The sequence below is a fragment of the Pseudomonas cerasi genome (genome assembly GCF_027983475.1).
Taxonomy (GTDB): domain Bacteria; phylum Pseudomonadota; class Gammaproteobacteria; order Pseudomonadales; family Pseudomonadaceae; genus Aquipseudomonas; species Aquipseudomonas cerasi.
Genome location: NZ_JAQJVM010000001.1, coordinates 1,088,926 through 1,110,236, shown reverse-complemented (window position 1 = coordinate 1,110,236; position 21,311 = coordinate 1,088,926). Strand labels below are relative to the sequence as shown.

The 21,311-nt window shown below is 62.5% G+C and carries 13 protein-coding genes; 8 read left to right on the top strand and 5 right to left on the bottom strand.

Translation table 11 applies throughout. From position 1 onward, the window contains the following. Nucleotides 1-6: 6 nt before the first annotated feature. The 3 genes from PI739_RS04830 to PI739_RS04820 all read right to left on the bottom strand — a co-directional run bounded on the left by PI739_RS04830 (nt 7) and on the right by PI739_RS04820 (nt 12,658). Nucleotides 7-7,866 (bottom strand): non-ribosomal peptide synthetase, encoded by a 7,860-nt coding sequence (locus PI739_RS04830; RefSeq protein WP_271351525.1) that lies wholly within the window; start codon nt 7,864-7,866, stop codon nt 7-9. Further along, nucleotides 7,863-11,273, bottom strand: coding sequence for a non-ribosomal peptide synthetase (locus PI739_RS04825; protein ID WP_074808076.1), 3,411 nt, complete (start codon nt 11,271-11,273; stop codon nt 7,863-7,865). The genes PI739_RS04830 and PI739_RS04825 overlap by 4 nt, the downstream gene beginning before the upstream one ends. Nucleotides 11,274-11,680: 407 nt before the next feature. Continuing rightward, nucleotides 11,681-12,658 (bottom strand): TauD/TfdA family dioxygenase, encoded by a 978-nt coding sequence (locus PI739_RS04820; RefSeq protein WP_003371683.1) that lies wholly within the window; start codon nt 12,656-12,658, stop codon nt 11,681-11,683. 295 nt (nt 12,659-12,953) lie between these two features. Between PI739_RS04820 and PI739_RS04815 the strand changes: the two genes are divergently transcribed. From PI739_RS04815 to PI739_RS04780, 8 genes are read left to right on the top strand one after another with little or no spacing between them, the layout of a single operon-like run. Continuing rightward, a complete protein-coding gene (locus PI739_RS04815; protein ID WP_003436572.1) occupies nt 12,954-14,177 on the top strand; it encodes a PepSY-associated TM helix domain-containing protein in 1,224 nt (407 codons plus the stop codon). Beyond that, nucleotides 14,174-14,719 carry a PA2404 family protein gene (locus PI739_RS04810; RefSeq protein ID WP_072364606.1) on the top strand — a complete coding sequence of 182 codons (546 nt, stop codon included), beginning with the start codon at nt 14,174-14,176 and terminating at the stop codon, nt 14,717-14,719. Before PI739_RS04815 ends, PI739_RS04810 begins: the two co-directional genes overlap by 4 nt. Next, nucleotides 14,716-15,048 (top strand): hypothetical protein, encoded by a 333-nt coding sequence (locus PI739_RS04805; RefSeq protein WP_003318855.1) that lies wholly within the window; start codon nt 14,716-14,718, stop codon nt 15,046-15,048. The genes PI739_RS04810 and PI739_RS04805 overlap by 4 nt, the downstream gene beginning before the upstream one ends. Next, a complete protein-coding gene (locus PI739_RS04800) occupies nt 15,045-15,611 on the top strand; it encodes a DUF6162 family protein (RefSeq protein ID WP_003371677.1) in 567 nt (188 codons plus the stop codon). Before PI739_RS04805 ends, PI739_RS04800 begins: the two co-directional genes overlap by 4 nt. A gap of 35 nt (nt 15,612-15,646) precedes the next feature. Then, nucleotides 15,647-16,579: a metal ABC transporter substrate-binding protein gene (locus PI739_RS04795; protein WP_271351524.1), complete on the top strand. Its 933-nt coding sequence runs from the start codon at nt 15,647-15,649 to the stop codon at nt 16,577-16,579. Further along, the gene (locus tag PI739_RS04790; protein ID WP_248680664.1) at nt 16,576-17,340 is read left to right on the top strand and encodes a metal ABC transporter ATP-binding protein; all 765 of its coding nucleotides are present in this window, start codon (nt 16,576-16,578) and stop codon (nt 17,338-17,340) included. The genes PI739_RS04795 and PI739_RS04790 overlap by 4 nt, the downstream gene beginning before the upstream one ends. Beyond that, nucleotides 17,340-18,239, top strand: a complete 900-nt coding sequence (locus PI739_RS04785; RefSeq protein WP_003348835.1) for a metal ABC transporter permease — start codon at nt 17,340-17,342, stop codon at nt 18,237-18,239. The genes PI739_RS04790 and PI739_RS04785 overlap by 1 nt, the downstream gene beginning before the upstream one ends. Further along, nucleotides 18,240-19,157, top strand: coding sequence for a metal ABC transporter substrate-binding protein (locus PI739_RS04780; RefSeq protein WP_074808067.1), 918 nt, complete (start codon nt 18,240-18,242; stop codon nt 19,155-19,157). It abuts the gene before it with no gap. A 328-nt stretch (nt 19,158-19,485) separates the two neighbouring features. Here the strand turns inward: PI739_RS04780 and PI739_RS04775 are convergent, their stop codons facing one another. Then, nucleotides 19,486-19,704 (bottom strand): MbtH family protein, encoded by a 219-nt coding sequence (locus PI739_RS04775; protein ID WP_003304661.1) that lies wholly within the window; start codon nt 19,702-19,704, stop codon nt 19,486-19,488. Between the two features lie 81 nt (nt 19,705-19,785). Next, nucleotides 19,786-21,198, bottom strand: a complete 1,413-nt coding sequence (locus PI739_RS04770; protein WP_058415952.1) for an aspartate aminotransferase family protein — start codon at nt 21,196-21,198, stop codon at nt 19,786-19,788. Nucleotides 21,199-21,311 lie beyond the last annotated feature (113 nt).

The window sequence follows — 21,311 nt, the reverse complement described above, 5'->3', positions numbered from 1 at the left end:
CTCCTGCTAAGCAATCAAATTATCAATTTCCTCCGCTGATAAACGTTTGAGTGCCTCCAGTGATTTAGTCAATTCGTCCTGCGCGTGGCCACTTTCGCCATTTTTTTCCTGCAGCGTGGCGCTGAAGTCCGCCAGCACCGGTTGCTCGAAGACATCCTTGAGGCTGACCTCGTGCTGCAACTGTTCGCGCACCCGCACGAGCATTTGCACCGCCAGCAGCGAATGCCCGCCCGACTCGAAGAAGTTGTCACTGCGACCGACCCGCTCGATCTTCAATACATCGGCCCAGATCGCTGCCAGTTGCTGCTCCAGCTCGCCTTGCGGGGCGCTGTAGGTGGCCTGCAACTGACTGGCGTCCGGCGCAGGCAGCGCCTTGCGGTCAAGCTTGCCGTTGGCGGTCAACGGCATGCTGTCGAGAACGATGAAATGGGTAGGCACCATGTAATCGGGCAAGTGCGCCCTGAGTTGGCTTTTCAGCGTTTCACGCAGCGTTGGCTGATCCTGATCAGGCTCGGTAGGCACCAGGTACGCCGCCAATTGCCCTTCCAGCGCCAGCACGCTCACTTCGCGCACGGCCGGGTGCGCATGCAGCCGCGCTTCGATTTCGCCCAGCTCGATACGGAAGCCGCGAATTTTCACTTGATGGTCGATGCGCCCGGCGTAGTCGATCATCCCACCAGCCCGATAACGCGCCAGGTCGCCGGTGCGGTAAAGGCGGCCGCCGTCGTTGGAAAACGGGTCCGGCACAAAGCGTTCGGCGGTCAGCGCCGCGCGGTTGTGATAACCCCGCGCCAGACCGGCATGACCGATGTGCAGTTCGCCGCTGCAACCCTGGGCGACCGGATTGAAATCCGCGTCCAGCACATACCACGACAGGTCGGGAATCGCCTCGCCAATCGGGCTGGCCGGGTTTTGCGTGTCGGCCTCGGTTATTGGCCTGTAGGTCACGTGAACCGTGGTTTCGGTGATGCCGTACATGTTGATCAACTGCGCTGCCTGATCACCAAAACGGTCGAACCACGGCTTCAGGCTGGCGACGTCCAGCGCTTCGCCGCCGAAGATGACTTTTTCCAGTGACATCGGTACAGGCGAATCACACGCCACACGCATCAACTGCTTGAACGCCGACGGTGTCTGGTTGAGCACCGTGACCTGCTGTTCGACCAGAAGTGCATGGAAATCTTCCGGCGAGCGGGTCACTTCGCGGGGCACGATGACCAGTCGGCCGCCATGCAGCAGTGCGCCAAAGATCTCCCAGACCGAGAAGTCGAAGGCAAAGGAATGGAACAGCGTCCACACGTCCTTTTCGCTGAATGTGAACCAGTCATCTGTGGCCGCGAACAAGCGCATCAGGTTGTGATGGGCGAGCAAGGTGCCTTTTGGCTTACCGGTCGAGCCCGAGGTGTAGATCACGTAGGCCAGGTTGTCCGGCGCGGTCTGGTTGAGCGGATTTTCCGTGCTGTAACCGTTCAGCGCATCAGCCAGGTCGAGCGTCTGTACCTGTTCGGGGATTGGCAGTTTGCCAAGCAGCGGCGCCTGGGTCAGTAGCAGTTCGATACCGCTGTCCTGCATCAGAAAGCTCAGGCGATCCTGCGGATAATCCGGGTCCAGCGGCACGTAAGCGCCACCGGCCTTGAGGATCGCCAGCATTCCCACGATCATTTCCAGACTACGTTCAACGACCAGCCCGACGCGAACATCCGGACCGACGCCCTGCTCACGCAGTTTATGGGCCAACTGGTTGGCGCGGCAGTTGAGCTGTTGATAGCTCAGTTGCTCGTCACCGAAGCTCAGAGCGATGGCCAACGGTGTGCGCTCGGCCTGGGTTTCAATGCGTTGATGGGCGCAGTGCTCGCTCGGGTAGCGCTGCACGCTTTGCGTCCAGGCGGTTGGCAATGCCAGTTCGCCAAGTCGCGTGGTTGCCGATGCGCAGAGACTCTGCAGCAGGTGATCGAAATGCGCCGCCAGTTGCAGAATGCCTTCGGCGCTGAAGTGCTGGCGGTCGTAGCTGAAACGCACCGACAGCACCTCATTGGCCTCGACCACCAGGGTCAGCGGGTAATGCGCCTGCTCCTGATTGCGCAGGTCGTTGAAGGCCAGACCGTCCGGCGCACGTTGCAGGGCTTCGGACACCGGGTAGTTTTCGAACACCAGAATGGTGTCGAACAACGCCTCGCCACTGTTGCGCGCCCAGCGCTGGATGTCATACAGCGGCGTGTGCTCATGCTCGCGCAGGGCAAGGTTCTTCGTCTGTACCTGCTGCACCCAGTCGGCCACCGTCTGCTCGGCACGCGGGCTGGCGATGACCGGCAGGGTGTTGATGAACAGCCCCAGCTGTTCTTCGACACCCGGCAACTCGGCCGGACGCCCGGCCACGGTCGCGCCAAAGGTCACGCTGGACTGGCCGGTATAGCGTTGCAGCAGCAACAGCCAGGCCGATTGCAGCAGCGTATTGAGGGTGACGCGCTGCTCGCGGGCAAACGCGTTCAGGCGTCGGGTGCCGTCGTTGTCGATCAGCTGGATGTAGTCGCCGTAGCCCTGCCCCTCGGCCGAAGACTTGAACGCTTGCAGCAAACGGGTCGGCTCGTCCAGTTCCGCCAGCTCCGCAGTCCAGAAATGCTCGCTGAGGGCGGCATCCTGATGCTGTAGCCACTGAATGTAATCACGATAGCGGCCTGCCTGTTTCGCTGGCATCTGCCCGCTGTAGCGTTGCAGCACTTCACCGAGCAGGCGCGAGCTGCTCCAGCCATCCATGAGGATATGGTGGCTGGTATACACCAGATGCCACGCGTCTTTGGCGGTGCGCAACACGGCCAGGCGTAACAATGGCCCTTGCGCCAGATCGAAGCCTTGCTGACGGTCGGCCTGCGCCCAGTCGTCGAGCCAGCTTTCCGGCTGACCGCGCGCATCCAGCTCGACAAAAGGCACCTCGACCTGACGCTGCACCACTTGCAGCGACTGCTCGCGCTGGCTGACAAAACCGCTGCGCAGCACGTCGTGCTTGTCCACCGCGGCCTGCCATGCATCGCGGAAACGCGGCACATCCAGCCCGCGAATGTCCACCCGCAACTGGTTGATGTAGTTGCCCGCGCCTTCATCGAACAGCGAATGAAACAGCATGCCCTGCTGCATCGGCGACAGCGGGTAGATATCCTCGATCTGGCCCACAGCAATCGGCAGCTCGTCAAGCTGCGTCTGGGTGAGGCGCGCCAGCGGGAAGTCCGAAGGCGTGACGCCTTGATGCCCGGCCGTGCAATGTTCGATCAGGGTGGTCAGCGCCTGCTCGTAGCGACGCGCCAGGGTGTCGATGGTCGAGGCGTGATACACCTCGCAGCTGAAGCTCCAGTCCAGTTGCAACTGGCCGTCGAACACCTGACCGTTGAGGCTCAGCCAGTTGCCCAGCGGCCCGTCCTCGCACAGCGCAGTGCCTGAACTGTCGGCACTCGGTACGAACAGCGCGCCTTGGTGTTCGTTGAAGCTGCCGTCGAACTGGCCCAGGTAATTGAACGTGACCCGCGCCTGCGGCAAGGCAGCCAACTGCTGCGCGAAAGACGCCTCGCCCATATAGCGCAACACGCCGTAACCAATGCCCTTGTCGGGCACCGCACGCAATTGCTCCTTGATGCCGCACAGGCTTGCACCCGGCGCGATCTGCGGCGTGAGGCGCACCGGAAACAGGCTGCTGAACCAGCCTGCGGTGCGGCTCAGATCGGTATCGTCGAACAGGTCTTCACGGCCATGCCCTTCCAGCTGGATCAGCACCGAGGGCTGCTGGCTCCATTCGCAGAGGACCTGGGCCAGCGCCGTCAGCAGCAGATCGTTGACTTGCGTGCGGTACGCGGCGGGCGCGACTTTCAGCAGCTTGTGGGTCAGGTCCCGGCTCAGCCAGGAAGAGGCATGCGCCGCGTCGCGATTGCGCATCGTGCCTTCGGGCTTGTCGCGAGGCAGCGGCTGGTCTGCGCCCTGCAAGGCCTGCAGCCAGTAATCGCGCTCGGTGTTCAGCTTCTGGCCGGTCGCATACTGTTGCAATTGCTCGGCCCAACGCTGGAGCGACGTGGTCTTTGCCGCGAGTGCTACCGGCTGGCCTTGCGCCAGGGCGCGATACGCCTGTTGCAGATCTTCCAGCAACACCCGCCATGACACGCCGTCCACCACAAGATGGTGAATCACCAGCAACAGGCGCTGTTCGCCTTGTGGCAGGTTGATCAGCACGGCACGCAGCAGCGGGCCGTTTTTCAGGTCCAGGCTGCGCTGCGCTTCGTCGGCCAGTTCGGACAAGCGCTCGATGCTGTCCAGCTCATGGGTCCAGACCAGCTCACGAGTGTTCAGCGCGCCGAAGGTGGCCTGCCATTGGCCGCTCTGCTGGGTGAAACCCAAGCGCAGTGCGTCGTGCTGTTCGACCAGCGCAGTCAATGCAGTCTGAAGATAAGTGGCCTCCAGCGCTTGCAACGGCTTGAGCATCAGCGCCTGATTCCAGTGCTGACGCTCGGGGATGTCCAGCTCGAAGAAACGCGCCTGAATCGGCAGCAACGGCAACGAACCGCTGATCTGCTCCGCCACGGAGGCGGGCTTCTTTTGAATCAGTTTCGCCACCGAGGCCAGTTGGCCGATGGTCTGCTTTTCGAACAGCTGCTTGGGGCTGAGCTTGATGCCCTGACGCTTGGCGCGGGCGATGATCTGCAAACTGAGGATCGAATCGCCGCCCAGCTCGAAGAAGTTGTCGGTGCTGCCGACCTGTTCCAGCTTGAGGACATCCGCCCACACGGCGGCGAGCTTTTCCTCGATCTCGCCGACTGGCGCGGTGTAGCGCTGTTTGACCATGCCAGGCTTGGGCAAGGCGCGCTTGTCGAGCTTGCCGTTGGCGGTCAGTGGCAGACTGTCCAGCAGCATGATCTGCGCGGGCACCATGTAGTCCGGCAAGCGCGCAGCCAGTTGCTCGCGCAAGCTGTCGACACTCAGGTCAGCCCCGCCTGCCGCCACGCAGTAGGCCACCAATTGCAGCCGGGTATCATCGTCATCGATGGGCAACGCCAGTACGCTGACCTGCGCCACCGAAGCCAGGCCCAGCAATACCCGCGCGACCTCTGCCGGCTCGACGCGATAGCCGCGCACTTTGACCTGATCGTCAGCCCGGCCGATGAATTCCAGCAGGCCCTGATGAGTGCGGCGCATGCGGTCGCCGCTGCGGTAGACGCGCGTGCCATCCTTCGCGAACGGGTCCGGCACGAAGCGCTCGGCGGTCAGCGCGGGCTGGCCGATATAGCCCAGCGCCACGCTGTCGCCGCCGATGTACAGCTCGCCGGCAACCTGAGTGCCCACAGGGTTCAACACGTCGTCCAGCACATAAGCACTGGCCCCTGGCAACGATGTGCCGACTGGCACGCTGCGCAGAGGGTCGCCAACGTTCACCCCAGTGGATACACATGCATCCTGTGGGAGCGACATCAGCACCTCATAAGTCAGCACACCAACGGTGGTTTCGCTCGGCCCGTAGTGGTTGATCACCCGGCAACCCGGCTTGAGCTGACGCACCTGCTCGATCAGCACGGGCGAGCAGGCTTCGCCGCCGACAATCAGCGCATGCTGCGGCAGTACGTCGGCTGGCTGGCCGGCCTGCAACAGCGCGGCCAAATGACCGGGGACGATTTTCAGCACGCCCACCTGATGCTCGGCCATGTAGGCCGCGAAGGCATCCGGATCGAAACCCAGCGCCTCGGTCAGCACGTGCAGCGTGCGTCCCGAACACAGCGCGCCGAACAGCACGGTATGGCCGAGGTCGGCGGCGATGGTCGAGACCAGCGCCATGCTTGCCTCGGGTGCCAGTTGCAGCTGTTCCAGCAAGCCGCGCAGGTAACTGGCCAGCGCACCCTGGCTGACCAGCACCCCTTTTGGCTGGCCGGTCGAGCCGGAGGTATGAATCACGTAGGCCGCCGAATCGGCTGAAGGCCGGGTGTCAGGGCGACTGACAGGCAGGTCCTGCCACAGCGCAGGCGTCCAGGTCAGGCCCTGACAACCGGCAACACCCAGCGACGTCTGCCGCACATCACCCTCGGCACACAGCAGCACCCCGGCCTGCGCATTGACCAGCATCTGTTGCAGTCGCGCATCGGGGGCTTTGACGTCCAGCGGCATGTACACGCCGCCGGCCTTGAAAATCGCCAGCACGGCCGTCAGCCAGTCCAGCGAACGCTCCATCAATACTGCGACCGGCTTGCCCTCGCTGATGCCCATGCGGATCAGATGATGAGCCAGCTGATTGGCGGCCTGCTCCAGTTGCAGCGTGGTCAGCGTGCGCTCCAGGCAGCGGGCTGCCTGGGCATGAGGTTGCCGTTCGACCTGTCGGTCCCAGAGTTGCAGCATGTGCGGTGCGGGTTCGCGAGCGTCGCGCCTTGGCTCGACCGCGAGTGCTCCCAGGCTGAACAGCGGTGCCTGCGGCGCGTCGAGCAGGGTTTCGAACAGCGCGAGCAGTTCAGGAATAAAGCCTTCGACGGTCGAGCGTCTATACAGGTCGCTGGCGTAGGCCATGTCGCCGTGGATCAGTGTGCCGTCGTCAGTGATGTCCAGCGCCAAATCGAAATGCGCGCCCTGTTTGTCGAAGGCATACTCGCTGACCTCAAGCCCGGCCAGCCTCAGCGCAGTTTTCTGCTTGAGGACCACGTTCTGGTTGAACTTGGCCTGGAACAGCGGGTTGTGACCCAGGCTGCGCTCGGGCGCCAGTTGATCGACCAGTTGCTCAAAGGGCACGTCCTGATGCGCCTGCGCACCGAACGAGGTGTCGCGAATCTGCGCCAGCAGGTCAAGGTAGCTCAGGCGTTCGTCCACTTGGCAGCGCAAAACCTGAGTATTGATGAAGAAGCCGATCAACCCTTCGGTTTCCGCGCGACCGCGGTTGGCATTCGGCACGCCGATGCGGATATCGCGCTGCCCGGCCTTGCGCGACAGAAACAGCGAAAAGCCGGCCAGCACCAGCATGAACAGGGTCATGCCCTGCGTGCGCGCAAAGGCGTTGAGCCGCTGCGACAGGTCAGCACCGAAATCGAAGCGCAGGTGCTCACCCTGGTAGCTCTGCGTGGCCGGACGCGGGAAATCCGGTGCGGCGTCCAGCAGCGGTTGCTCTTCGCCCAATTGGTTACGCCAGTAGTCCAGCTGACGTGCACCCTCGCCCGCCTCCAGCCAGCTGCGCTGCCAGATCGCATAATCGGCGTATTGCAGCGGTAGTTCGGGCAGCGCGGGCTCACGGCCTTCGCAGTACGCCTGATAGCAGTGCACGAACTCCTGAATCATCACGTCCATCGACCAGCCGTCGGAGACGATGTGGTGCATGCTCACGACCAGCACATGTTCATCGTCCGCGAGGCGAAACAGGTGCGCGCGCAACAGCGGCCCCGTGCGCAGATCAAACGGTTGGCCCGTGACGGTGGCCACTCGCAGCGCCAGCTCGGCATCGCGCAGTTCGACATCGGTCAAACCGGCCAGATCGATACACTCCAACGCGATTGTCTGGTCGTGCAACAGTACTTGCTGCGCCTGATCGCTATCAGTGTGAAACACCGTGCGCAGCACCTCGTGGCGCTCGATCAGGTGATCGAACGCACGACGCAACGCCGACTCATTCAACGTGCCGTGCAGACGCAGGCCGGTGGTCATCTTGTAGGCGTCGCTCGAGGGATCGAGCTGCCAGAGGAACAGCAGGCGTTGCTGAGCGAAGGACAGCGGAATGGCGCTGACATCATGCCGACTGACCGGAACCGGCAACAGGCTGAAATCCTTGCCTTCCTGGCGCAACCGGGCAAGGAACTGCTGGCGTTGCTCCAGCGACAGGCCGACAAAACGTTTCGCGATGCGTGCAGCAGTGGTCCCGGTCATGCGCCGAATTCCTCCAGTGAATCCATGAACTGGTCCATGTCGCTCCAGTCGTTGTCCGTGCTGTTGTCGGTCAGCGCTGCCACTTCGCCGGCGAGCTCACTGAGCAGCGGTTTTTCAAACAGAGTGCGCAGCGGCAGGCTGATGCCCAACTGCGTCTTGATCCGGGCGATGACTTGCGCGGCGAGCAGCGAATGCCCGCCCAGTTCGAAAAAGTGATCGTCCAGACCCACCTGAGGCGCATGCAGGACGTCCTGCCAGATGGCCGCCAGGCAGATTTCCACCTCGCTGCGCGGCGCCCGATAACGCGCCTGCAACTGGCTTGCGTCGGGGGCTGGCAATGCCTTGCGGTCCAGCTTGCCGCTGGGCGTCAGGGGCAATTCGGGCAACAGCAGCATGTGCGTCGGCACCATGTAATCCGGCAGGCAGGCTTGCAGCTGGATGCGGATGCTTTGGCGCAGGGCCGACTGTTTGGCCTCTGTGGTGGCGGCAACGTCCGGCACGGCGTAGGCGACCAGCTGCGTGCCGCCCGCCAGTTCGACGGCCAGCACCACAGCCTCGCGCACGCCCGTGCATTGCTGCAGGCGCGATTCGACCTCGCCCAGCTCGATACGGAAACCGCGAACTTTCACTTGATGATCGACCCGGCCAATGTACTCGACAGCGCCATCGGCGCGCAGTCGGGCGCGGTCGCCGGTACGGTACAGGCGCTCACCGCTGACAAACGGATCGGCGACGAAACGTTCGGCGCTCAGGCCGGGCTGGGCGTGATAACCCCGCGCCAGGCCAGGACCGCCGATGTACAGCTCGCCCACCGCACCTTGCGGCAGCAGGTTCATTTGATCGTCGAGAACGTACAGGCGTCGTCCTGCCAGCGCCTGACCGATCGGCACGCCGCGCCAGGACACCTGCGGCGGGGTCAGCGTGCTGCAATCATGAATGCTCGACACCACGGTGGCTTCGGTCGGGCCGTAGGTATTGAGCAGGCGTACATGCCCCAGCCCTGCCTTGCGCCACAGGTGCAGACCTTCCACGGCCATGGCTTCGCCGCCGACATGCACCTGGCGTAGCGCGCCGTAATGTGCGGGCGGGCTGGCGGCGAAGTCCTGAACCAGCGTCAGCCAGTAGGCCGCTGGCAAGTCGGCGAGGGTCACGCCGTGCTCGACGATGGTCTGATGGAAGGTGGCACTGTCCCACAGGCGTTCGTCACGCAGGACAACGGCCGCACCGCGACACAACGGTGGGTAGAACTGCTCGACGAAGCCATCGAAGCTGTGGGTGGCGAATTGCAGGACCCGGTCGCTTTCGCGCAGGTCACTGTAGTCCGCCCCCAGGGTGACGAACTCGGCCAGCGCCGCATGACTGATCGCCACGCCTTTGGGCCGCCCGGTCGACCCCGAGGTGTAAATCACGTAGGCCAGACTGGCCGGATCGATCGGGCCGTCGAGGTTTTGCACGCTGGCGGCTTCGCTGCTCATCCGATCGATGCACAGGCATTGAATGTCAGCCGGCTCAGGCAGCCTGGTCAGCTGATCGCTGTGGGTCAGCAGCAGTTTCACGCCACTGTCCGCCAACACATGACGCAAGCGTTCGCTCGGCGCATTCAGGTCCAGCGGTACATAAGCGCCGCCAGCCTTGAGCACGGCGAGCAGCGCCACGGGCATGTCCAGCGAACGACCCAGCGCCACGCCGACCAGCACGTCTGCGCCGACACCTTGCTCACGCAGTTGCCAGGCCAGACGGTTGCTGCGCTCATTCAGTTCGGTGTAACTCAGGCTGGGCGCTTGGCCTTCACCGGCGAGGATCAATGCCGGGGCGTCCGGTGTGCGCTGCACTTGCGCTTCGAACTGGCGATGCGCGGGGGTTGTGGTGTCGGCTTTGGTGGCGCTGTCGACATCCAGCAGTTGCGTGCACTCGTCGGCCGAGAGCATCGACAGTTCGGCGATGGTCTGCAGCGGGTCAGCACACACCGAGGCCAACAGGTTGCGCCAGTGCCCGGCCAGACGAGCGATGGTCGACTCGTCAAAAATGTCGGTGGCGTAGGTGAAGGCGGCATGCAGTTGCTCGCCTTCACCGCTGGTGGCCAGCATCAGGTCGCTGGCGGCGGCGTGCGAGCGTTGCGCCAGTGCCTGTTGTTCGGCAGGCAGATTGGCCACGCGCAGGCCGCCGCTCAACTGCTTGTCGAGCAGGTCAGCCACCACCGGCTGGTGATTGAACATCACCTGAAATAAAGGGTTATGGCTCTGACTGCGCTCCGGCTGCAGGGCGTCGATGATGGCGTCGAATGGCAACTCCTGATGCGCCTGGGCACCGGTCGAGGCATCGCGGACGATATTCAACAGGTCGACGAAGCGGGTCTGCGCCGTCACTGCACTGCGCAGTACCTGAGTATTGATGAAGCAGCCGACCAGCCCTTCGGTTTCGCTACGGGTGCGGTTGGCGATCAGGCCGCCGACACGGATATCGGTCTGCCCGCTGTAGCGATGCAGCAGGCTTTTGAAGGTCGCCAGCAGCACCACGAACAGGGTCACGCCCTGGCGTTGCGCGAGGCTTTTCAGGTTGCGCAGCAGCTCGGGCTCCAGTGCCAGCTCCAGGCGAGCGCCGTCGTGGCTGGGCAAGGCCGGATAGGGACGGTCGGTGGGCAGCTCCAGCAGCGGATGCTCGTCGCCCAGGTGGCTGCGCCAGTAGTCCAGCTGACGCTCCTGCTCACCGGCTTCCAGCCAGCTGCGTTGCCAGACCGCGTAATCGCGGTACTGCACAAGCAGCGGCTGAAAAGGCAGCGGTTTACCGGCCAGCAGCGCGTCGTAGCCGCGCAGCCATTCGTCGATCAGCACGTTCATCGACCAGCCATCGGTGATCATGTGGTGCAGGTTGAGCAGCAGCAGGTGCTCCTGTTCGGCCAGACGCAGCACCTGCACGGTGAACAGCGGCCCGCGCTGCAGATCGAAGGTTTGCGCGGCCTGTTCGGCGCTGGCCTGACGCGCACTGGCCCAGCCCTGCCCGGGCGGCAAAGCGCTCAGGTCGGTCAGGCGAATGCTCACTGGCGCTGGCGGCGCGACACGCTGAAACGCCCGGTCGCCCTCCTGGCCGAAGGTGGTGCGCAGGCTTTCATGTCGCTCGACCAGCGCACTGAAGGCCCGCTCCAGCAAAGGCAGCTCCAAAGGACCGTTCAGGCATACCGACATCGGCAGGTTGTAGGCCGCGCTGTGCGGGTCCAGTTGCCAGAGAAACCACATACGTTGCTGGGCATAGGACAGACCGTCACGCTCGGCCAGCCCGGCACAGGAAGGGATCGGGAACAGCGAGAAATCCATGTTCTCCTTGCGCATGCCATCGAGGAACAGGCGGCGTTTTTCAAGGGGTAACTCGACAAAGCGGCGAGCGAGTTTCTGGGCGTGTTCGGGGTTCATGGGTCGATCCTTGCTGAGTGGGGCTGACCGTCGGGCGGGGTCGTATCAACAAGAACGAATTGGCGAGGAAATATTTAGAAAGGTTTCTCGGGGGTGAGGCTCTGCATTGCACCGCGCACTGAAGAGAGGACGCAGAGCGTCCAGAACTGCATGCCTACGCGGAGCGCAGGCATGATAATCACAAGCCGGACAACCATCGTTATGCACGCTCACGCGTGGTAATGCCACATGCCATGTTGTGGGAGCGAGCTGGCTCGCGAAGAGGCCATTGCGCACTCTGTGACTATCGTCCCCACGCTCTGCATCACACAGCGGCTCTGTGACCTCAGGTAGACTGAGGTTCGACTCAGGTCACCTTTTCGCCCCTCGGCGACCTACTTTGATGGGGCCAAAGCAGGCAAAGGCGTTTACTTATCCGAATGCCCCTGTGCCATGGCCACCACCACTTTGCGTTTGCCGGTGAAGGGTGCGCGGGAATGGGCGGTGAGCATGTTGTCGAGCATCAGTACGTCGTTTTCCAGCCATGGGAAGCTGACGGTGCATTCATCAAGTACGCCGCGAATTTCGTCCAGCAGGGTTTCTTCGAGGGGCGAGCCGTCGCCGTAGTAGACGTTGCGCGGCAGGTCTTCTTCGTCCACTACGTCGAGCAGGGTTTCGCGCACTTCCGGCTGCAGGTTGGAGATGTGGAACAGGTGCGCCTGGTTGAACCAGACGGTGTCGTGGGTCACCGGGTGGCGCGATATTGCCTGGCAGATCTGGCGGGTGCGCAGTTCGCCGTCGTCTTTCCATTCGCACTCGATGTTGTGCGCCCGGCAGTAGGCTTCGACCACGGACTCATCTTCGGTATTGAATACCTGACTCCATTCCACATCGAGCCCGTTGCCGTAGTTACGCACGTACATCAGTTTCTTTTCGACAAAGCGCTCGCGAATGCGCGCCGGAATGCGTCGGTAGATTTCGCGGCTGTCGGCGATCGGTGTTTCGCCACCTGTCTGCGCCGCGATCATGCTGTAGAACCAGATCTTCATCGGCCATTCCAGCGTGTAGGCCTGCTCGTTGTGCAGCGGTATGCTCTGGTGCGCCGGGTACTCGGTCGAGGTGTACACGCCTTTGGTGACGTTGCTGCGCGGCGTAGAGCCGAACTCGTAATTGAGCAGCGGATCGCCGAAACCGGCGGCGAACTCGCGAAATGCCTCTGCGCCGCCCACCTCGAAGCCGCGAAACAGAATCCCGCCAGCGCTGTACAAGTGCCCGGCGACCAGAGGCTTGAGTTCGCCCAGCGCTTCCATCAAGTCCAGACCGGGCTCGGGTGCCTGTACCAGCATCGGCAAGCTGCCCGCCCCTGCCAGCAGCGGCCGGATATCCAAACTCAACGCATGACTCATGATGTCTCTCCCTTGATGGCAAAAGCGCCCGAGCCCCTGTGGCCTGGCGCAACACCAATGTCCAGATTGAACGTACTGCGCCGCTGAAAAATTAGCCGTACCACCCCATTCACGGGGCATGCGAAGGCGTTCGCCCGCGCTGAAACATTTTTTTGCATTTAAAACGCAAAAAGCTCTTACAGGAATCTGGCCCTCATTCGTCTTTAACTGAATGCGAGGCCTTATACGCCCGCGCGTACTAAAAAGAGCGCTCACCTGACGTCCGCGCCACATCGCGAATCGAGATTGTTTATCCATGTCGAAGAAGTCCCGTTCAAAAATCTGGTTTCTCGTCCACAGCTGGCTGGCCCTGCCGATCTGGTTCTTCGTGCTGATCGTCTGTGTAACCGGCACGCTGGCCGTGGTCAGCAAGGAAATCATGTGGCTGGCCAACCCGGAGATGCGTGACAACCGCCCTTCCGACGATGCCCCGCGCCTGAACTTCGAACAGATTCGCGCCACCATCGAACGCAACGAACCGGACCTGATCGTCGGCACCATCATGCAGCCGGACGGCGACTACTTCGCCTTGAGCGTGTTCATCACCTACCCCGACGGGCGTTCGGTCCCGGCTTACGTCAACCCTTACACCGGGGTGATTCAGGGCATTACCCCGTCGTTCGACTTCCGCCGCTTCACCCGCGCGCTGCACGGCTGGTGGCTGGTGCCGTTTACCAACGGTTATTCGTGGGGCTGGTATCTGGTGTCGATTCTCGGCCTGCCATTGCTGGCGTCGCTGGTGACCGGTCTGGTGGTCTACAAGAAATTCTGGCGCGGCTTTTTCAAACCCGTACGTTTCAGCCAGGGTCCACGGATTTTCTGGGGCGACCTGCATCGCCTCAGCGGCGTCTGGTCGATCTGGTTCATTGCGGTGATTTCCATTACCGGCACATGGTTTCTGATCCAGGCGATTCTGGGCGACAACCAGATCAGTATTTCCAGCAAATCCCAGGTCGCGTCGATCATTCCGCACAGCGCCGTGCCGCTGACTGCAGACGGCAGTCCTGCGCCAACCATCAGCCTGGAGCGCGCCGTGGAAATCGCCAAGGAGCGGATTCCGGGCCTGGAAGCCAGCTTCATCACGCCGCCGTTCAATGCCTACAGCAACATGCAGGTGGGTGGACGCAGCTGGTATCCATTGATGTTCCAGACCGCCGAAATCAACCCGTACAGCGGCGAGATTGCCGCGTCACACCTGCTGTCGGACCGCAACAAGCTGGAGTTCGTCACCGAGTCCATGCGCCCCCTGCACACCGGCGATTTCGGCGGCATCTGGATCAAGCTGATCTGGGCATTCTTCGGCCTGCTGCTGAGCATGATGGTGCTCAGCGGCCTGTTGATCTGGAGCAAACGTACTGCCCTGGCGACGCTCAACGCCCTCAAGCGTGAAGCCCGAACCCGCCCGGCAACGGCCGCTGCACCCCCACGAAACACCACGCCCTCGCCGCTGGCGACCCGCACCCCGGAGAACAGTCTGTGAGCAAGGCCGCCGCTGTTGCACAACCTGCATCGTCACTGAGCCGTTTCTGGCATAAGTGGCGCTTCCACATCAACGTGCTGCTGGTGCTGATCCCGCTGGGTTTCATGCCCAAGTACTTCTCCGACAACGCGCTGGACCGCGGTGATCAGGGCCTCGGCCAGCGCGAGGTCGGCGAAATTCAGGTCGGCCCGTGGAGCCTGCGTCTGGCAGAGGACCGCCACGAAGCGCCGCGACTGTCCGGCCCTTCGGGCTACATGAAAAGTTTCAACGCAGCGCTGTGCAACGCCTGCATCGACCGGGTCAAGGCCACTTATCTGCGCATCGGCAAACCGCGCAGCCTGCGCACCGCCGGGGTGATTTTCTTCGGTGGCGGCTACCGCATGAGCGCCTTCATGCAGATCGCGCAAAACACCGATCCCGACGCCGAGCTGTGGATCACCATGGAAGGCTGGGACGGCGCCGTGCATCAGACTTCCATTCCCCTGCAACAGGCTTCGCCCAGCACCGTGGCGTGGCTGAAAAAACAAGGAGCCCAACCATGAGTGCCCGCCCTTCCCTGCGCTGGCTGACGGCCAGTGCCCTGTGCCTGCTTGGCCTGAGCGGCAACGCCCTGGCGCATAACCCGATGTGCGAATGCAAACAGATCGACACCGAGCAGATCCGCTGCACTGGCGGTTTTTCCGACGGCAGTGGTGCGCCGGGTGTGACCCTGGACGTGATCGGCTACGACGAAACCATCCTGGTGCCCGGCAAGCTCGGCGAAGACTCGACGGTGACCTTCAAACGCCCCGCCTCCGAGTTCTACGTGCTGTTCGACGCCGGTCCCGGTCACGTGGTGGAAATCGATCAGGCGGATATCCAGGCCCCATGAGCACACCAACCCGACACATCGTCCGTCCGGCAGGCGCCGGGCATGAAACCCTGTATGTGCTGGTGCTGTGCCTGTTGATCCTTGGCTGCGCTGCAGGCGTGATCAGCCTGCATCGTGATACCCGGGAAACGCACAGCATTGCCATCTACCAACTGGACGCACGACGCGACCTGAGCGCTGCGGAACAAGGCATTTACGCCGACCTGCGCGTGACCCTCGACGAAATCCGCCTGCTGGCCAGCGAGCAGCAGACACCGATCACCCCGCAGCAACTGGGCGACGAAGGCTTTGCGCCGTTCGCCACGGATGCCAGTTCGGTGAGCCGTGGCGACCATGCCTGGCAGATGATCGAGCAGTCCTACCTGGGACTGAGCCGGACGCCGAGCGTGGCCGGTTCGTTTCTGATGCGTGTCGATTCCGGCGAGCAGCCGGACATCTGGATCAACCGCAACGCCTCGCCGGCGGCGGTCAGCGACCTCAGTGACCGGGCCTTGATCGATTCAGGCTGGAAACAGGTCGTCGCGCAATTCGATGCTGGCGTGACCCGTCAGCACCCGCACTGAAACTCCGCATTCCTTTGAAAGAAGACCGCTTGCCCATGCCTATTTCATTCAAACGCCGTCCCTTGCTGCGCGTCCTGCTGACGGGGCTGATGGTCGCCCTGCTGGCGCCGTCCAGCTTTGCCGCCGAACCGGCCAAACGCCTGCGCATCGGCATTACCCTGCACCCTTACTACAGCTACGTGAGCAATATTGTCGGCGACAAGGCCGACGTTGTGCCGCTGATCCCGGCGGGCTTCAATCCGCATGCCTATGAGCCGCGCGCCGAGGACATCAAGCGCATCGGCTCACTGGACGTGATCGTGCTCAACGGTGTCGGCCACGACGACTTTGCCGACCGCATGATCGCCGCCAGTGAAACGCCGAACATCAAGACCATCGAGGCCAATGCCGATGTGCCGTTGCTGGCGGCCACCGGGGTGGCGGCGCGAGGTGCCGGCAAAGTGGTCAACCCGCACACCTTCCTGTCGATCAGTGCGTCCATTGCGCAGGTCAACACTATCGCCCGCGAGTTGGGCAAGCTGGACCCGGACAATGCCAAAACCTACACCGCCCACGCCCGCGCCTACGGCAAGCGCCTGCGTCAGATGCGCGCCGATGCGCTCGCCAAACTGACCAAGGCACCCAACGCCGACCTGCGCGTGGCCACGGTACATGCCGCCTACGACTACCTGCTGCGCGAATTCGGCCTGGAAGTCACCGCCGTGGTTGAACCGGCGCATGGCATCGAGCCCAGCCCGAGCCAGTTGAAAAAAACCATCGACCAACTGCGCGAACTGGACGTGAAGGTGATCTTCTCGGAGATGGATTTCCCGTCCACCTACGTCGAGACCATTCAGCGTGAATCCGGGGTCAAGCTGTACCCGCTGTCGCATATTTCCTATGGCGAATACACCGCCGACAAATACGAAAAGGAGATGGCCGGCAACCTGGACACAGTGGTACGGGCCATTCAGGAGTCGGGCGCATGACGGCTGCACAGCACCTCGACATCGCCAGCCAGGGGCCGGGCATCGAATTCAATCAGGTCAGCCTGACCCTCGGGCGCACCACGATTCTCGATCAGGTTCACTTCAATGTGCGCGCCGGCAGCGTACACGCACTGGTCGGCCCGAACGGCGGTGGCAAAAGCTCGCTGATCAAGACCCTGCTTGGGCAGACACCGCATCAGGGCCAATTGAGCCTGCTGTGGCCTGCTGCTCCAGGACTGATTGGCTATGTACCGCAGGCGCTGGAGTTCGACCGTGGCCTGCCGATGACCGTCGACGATTTCATGGCTGCGATGTGTCAGCGACGCCCGGCGTTTTTGGGCTTGTCGAAGCACTACGCGGCAGCGATTGGCGAGGCACTGGAACGGGTCGGGATGCAGGACAAGCGCAAACGGCGCATGGGCGCGCTTTCCGGTGGCGAACGGCAGCGCGTATTGCTGGCGCAGGGGCTGATTCCTGCCCCGCAATTGCTGGTGCTGGATGAGCCGATGTCGGCGCTGGATGAAGCAGGGATTCAAGTCTTCGAGCGCCTGCTTGGTGACTGGCGCCGAAGCGGTATAACGGTGCTATGGATCGAGCACGATCTGGATGCGGTGCGGCGTCTGGCGGATCAGGTGACCGGGCTCAATCGCCGCGTATTGTTCGACGAGTCTGCCGCCACGGCACTGACGCCGGAACGCCTGCTGACGTTGTTTTCTGCTCATCCGCGCACTGCTGATGCTGTTAACGGGAGCGCCGTGTGATGGATTACGAAACCTTTCGCCTGTTCATTCAGGGCCTCGCCTCTTCCGGTTATCTGCCCGAGGCGCTGGCCTACGGTTTCGTGGTCAACGCCCTGCTCGCCGGCCTGTTGATCGGCCCGGTGCTGGGCGGGCTGGGAACACTGGTGGTGGTCAAGCGCTTCGCGTTTTTCTCCGAAGCCGTGGGCCATGCGGCACTGACCGGAGTAGCGATCGGCATTCTGCTCGGCGAACCGTACACCGGGCCTTATGGCGCGCTGTTCGGCTATTGCCTGCTGTTCGGTATCGTCCTCAACTACCTGCGCAACCGCACCGGGCTGGCACCGGACACGCTGATCGGTGTGTTCCTCTCGGTGTCGCTGGCGCTCGGCGCAAGCCTGCTGCTGGTGCTGGCCGGCAAGATCAACGTGCACATCCTGGAAAACGTGCTGTTCGGCTCGGTGCTGACCGTCAACGGCAATGACCTGCTGGTGCTGCTCATCGTCGGTTCGCTGGTGATGGGCCTGAGCCTGCCGCTGTACAACCGCATCATGCTGGCCAGTTTTAATCCACAACTGGCTGCGGTGCGCGGTGTGGCAGTGAAGACGCTGGATTACCTGTTCGTGATTCTGGTGACGCTGATCACGGTCGCTGCGGTGAAAGTCATTGGTGCAATTCTGGTCGGTGCGTTGCTGGTGATTCCAGCGGCGGCGGCACGCCTGTTGAGTCAGTCGCTCAAGGGTTTTTTCTGGATTTCGGTCGCCATTGCAACATTCAGCACCCTGTGCGGCATCCTGCTGCCCATCGTCTTCGACCTGCCCGTGCCGTCCGGCGCGGCAATCATTCTGGTGGCGGGCATGGCTTTCGCCCTCGCCGCCATCGCGCGCGGCACGCTGCCGAGCCTGAAAGGGAATATTGGATAAATGCTTACATTACGTACCTTGACCCTGGCGCTGGCCATGACCGGCCTGTTCAGCAACAGCCTGTATGCCGCCGACGCCAAAACCGACAACGCAAAACCGGTACGGGTGCTGGCCAGCCTGCCGATCACCTATGGCCTGGGCGAAATACTGCTCAAGGACAGTGGTGTGATGCTGGAACGCGCTGCTGCGGCCAATCTGCCGGGCTCGCGTCAGACGGCGTATTTCACCGGGCGTGGTGCCGATGCGTTGCGCGGGCTGGCCACCAACGCCGACGCGGTGATCGGCTTGCGCTCAATCTGGGCCGATGACCCGCTCTACCCCAATGCACGGCGCAGCAATATTCGTATCGTCGAGATCGACGCCGCACGTCCGGTGGACGGCAGCTTGCCAGGCATCGCCGTACAGCCGGGCCAAGGCACTGACGGGCTGAACAGTCAGCCGTGGCTGGCGAGCAATAATATGGGGCGCATGGCCGATGTGCTGGCGGCGGACCTGGTGCGCCTGGCACCGAGTGCGAAGCCGAAGATCGAGGCCAATCTGGCGGCGTTCAAGCAGCAGTTGCTCAAGCTGAGTGCCAGCAGCGAAGCGGCACTGGCCGGTGCAGACAATTTGAGTGTGGTGAGTTTGTCAGACCGCTTCGGCTACCTGATCAGCGGGCTGAATCTGGAGCTGATCGACACTCAGGTGTTGACCGACGAACAGTGGACGCCCGAGGCATTGAGCAAACTGAGCGCGACCCTCAAGGATAACGACGTGGCGCTGGTGCTTGATCATCGTCAGCCGCCAGAGCCGGTAAAGGCTGCAATTGAAGCGGCAGACAGCAAGTTGCTGGTATTGGGGATTGATGGCGCTGATCCGCTGACGGAGTTGCAGGGGGATATTCAGGGAGTTATCGGGGTGCTGGCTGGCAAGGGGTGAGGTTATTGTTGCTCACGCTCCGGCAGGTCTCGACGCTCTGCGTCGCAAAGAGGACGCGGAGCGTCCAGAACGGCATGACGACGCGGAGCGTCGCACGATAGTCAGTTATCGTTGCGCAGACCGGCATGACGACGCGGAGCGTCGCACGATAGTCAGTTATCGTTGCGCACGCTCCAGCGTGGGGATGCAGGTCTCGATGCTCTGGGTCGCGAGAGGACGCAGAGCGTCCAGAACGGCATGACGACGCGGAGCGTCGCACGATAGTCAAGGCTGTACCGGCCTCTTCGCGAGCAAGCCCGCTCCTACAGAACTTGTGTATAACGCTCAATCAGGCCGTCTGCGCTTCCATTTTCTGGCGCAGGCTCAGGGGGCGCATGTCGGTCCAGACTTCTTCGATGTAGGCCAGGCATTCTTTCTTGAAGCCGCTTTTGCCCACGGTGCGCCAGCCGTTGGGGATCGCCTTGTAGTCGGGCCAGATGGAATACTGTTCTTCGTGGTTGACTACAACTTGAAAGACGATGTCTTCCCGATCGAATACTGAAGTCATTGCTGCTCTCCATGTGTGTTCAGGGCTGCCGTGCCAATTCATGGCAGCTATAGGGATTGAACGTATCACTACGTCGAAAAATTAAACCTGGGCGACAGCGGCATTCAACGCGCGACCGAAGATCTCTGCCACTTCGTCGATCTGCTCGGCGGTGATGATCAGCGGTGGCAGAAAACGTACCACGCTGGCATGTCGCCCACCCAGCTCCAGAATCAGCCCGCGCTTGAGGCATTCACGCTGGATCAGCGGGGCCAGACGCGCAAATACCGGAGGATGACCCTGTGCATCGCATGCACCGGACGGGTCGACCAGCTCGACACCGAGCATCAGCCCGCGCCCGCGAATATCGCCCAGTTGCGGGAAGTCACGCTGCAAGGCACGCAAATGCCCGGACAGCCGCGCGCCCATGGCTGTCGCGTGTTCGCAAATAGAGTGCTCCTGAAGATAGCGCATTACGGCAGAACCGGTAGCCATGGCCATCTGGTTGCCGCGAAACGTCCCGGCGTGTGCGCCCGGCAGCCAGGTGTCCAGCCAGGAACGATAGACTACAACCGCCAACGGCAAGCTGCCGCCGATGGCTTTGGACATGACCACCACGTCCGGGATGATTCCGGCATGCTCGAAGGCAAACATCTTGCCGGTGCGCGCGAAACCACTCTGGATTTCATCGACGATCAGCGCCACGCCGGCCTTTTCGGTGATACGCCGCACGCCGCGCAGCCAGTCCAGATCAGCAGGGATCACTCCGCCCTCGCCCTGCACCACTTCAAGGATGACCGCCGCGGGCAATTGCACGCCAGCTTCCGGGTCGTTGAGCAGGTTTTCCAGGTAATGCAGGTTGGCGCGCACGCCCTGTTCGCCGCCGAGCCCGAACGGGCAGCGGTAATCGTAGGGGTATGGCAGAAACTGCACGCCTGTACCGAGCAACGCACCCAGCGGCTTTTTCGGCCCCAGGCTGCCCATCAGGCTCAACGCGCCCTGGCTCATGCCGTGATAACCCCCCTGAAATGACAACACCGTGCTGCGTCCGGTGGCGGTACGCACCAGCTTCAACGCGGCTTCCACCGCATCGGTACCGGTCGGGCCGCAAAACTGAATCTTCGCGTCATCGGCCAGCGCTGGTGGCAGCAGGCCGAACAGGTCCTGAACGAACTGGTCCTTGACCGGCGTGGTGAGGTCCAGGGTGTGCAGCGGCAACTCGTCGGTGATCACTTGCTGGATCGCTTCGATAATCACCGCATGGTTATGCCCGAGCGCCAAGGTGCCCGCGCCTGCCAGGCAATCGATGAAGCGCCGCCCTTCGACGTCCTCGACATGAATACCTTTGGCGCGTTTGAGCGCCAGCGGTATGCGCCGCGGGTAGCTGCGTGCGTTGGACTCCTGGCGACTCTGCCGGGCCAGCAGTGGCGACTCGTCGAACTGGTAGAGCATCTCAGCCGCAGCCGGGGCAACCCGTGTCGGCTGATCATCGATAAACCTGGTAGCGACTGACATCTGTGCAACCCTCAATACGAGTCTTGAATAACCTGAAGCATGGGCGTCGGCGCATGCCGACTCAGGTGTGTGTTCGGTCCTTTGAAAACGCGCCAGCGAGCTGCGGATTTACA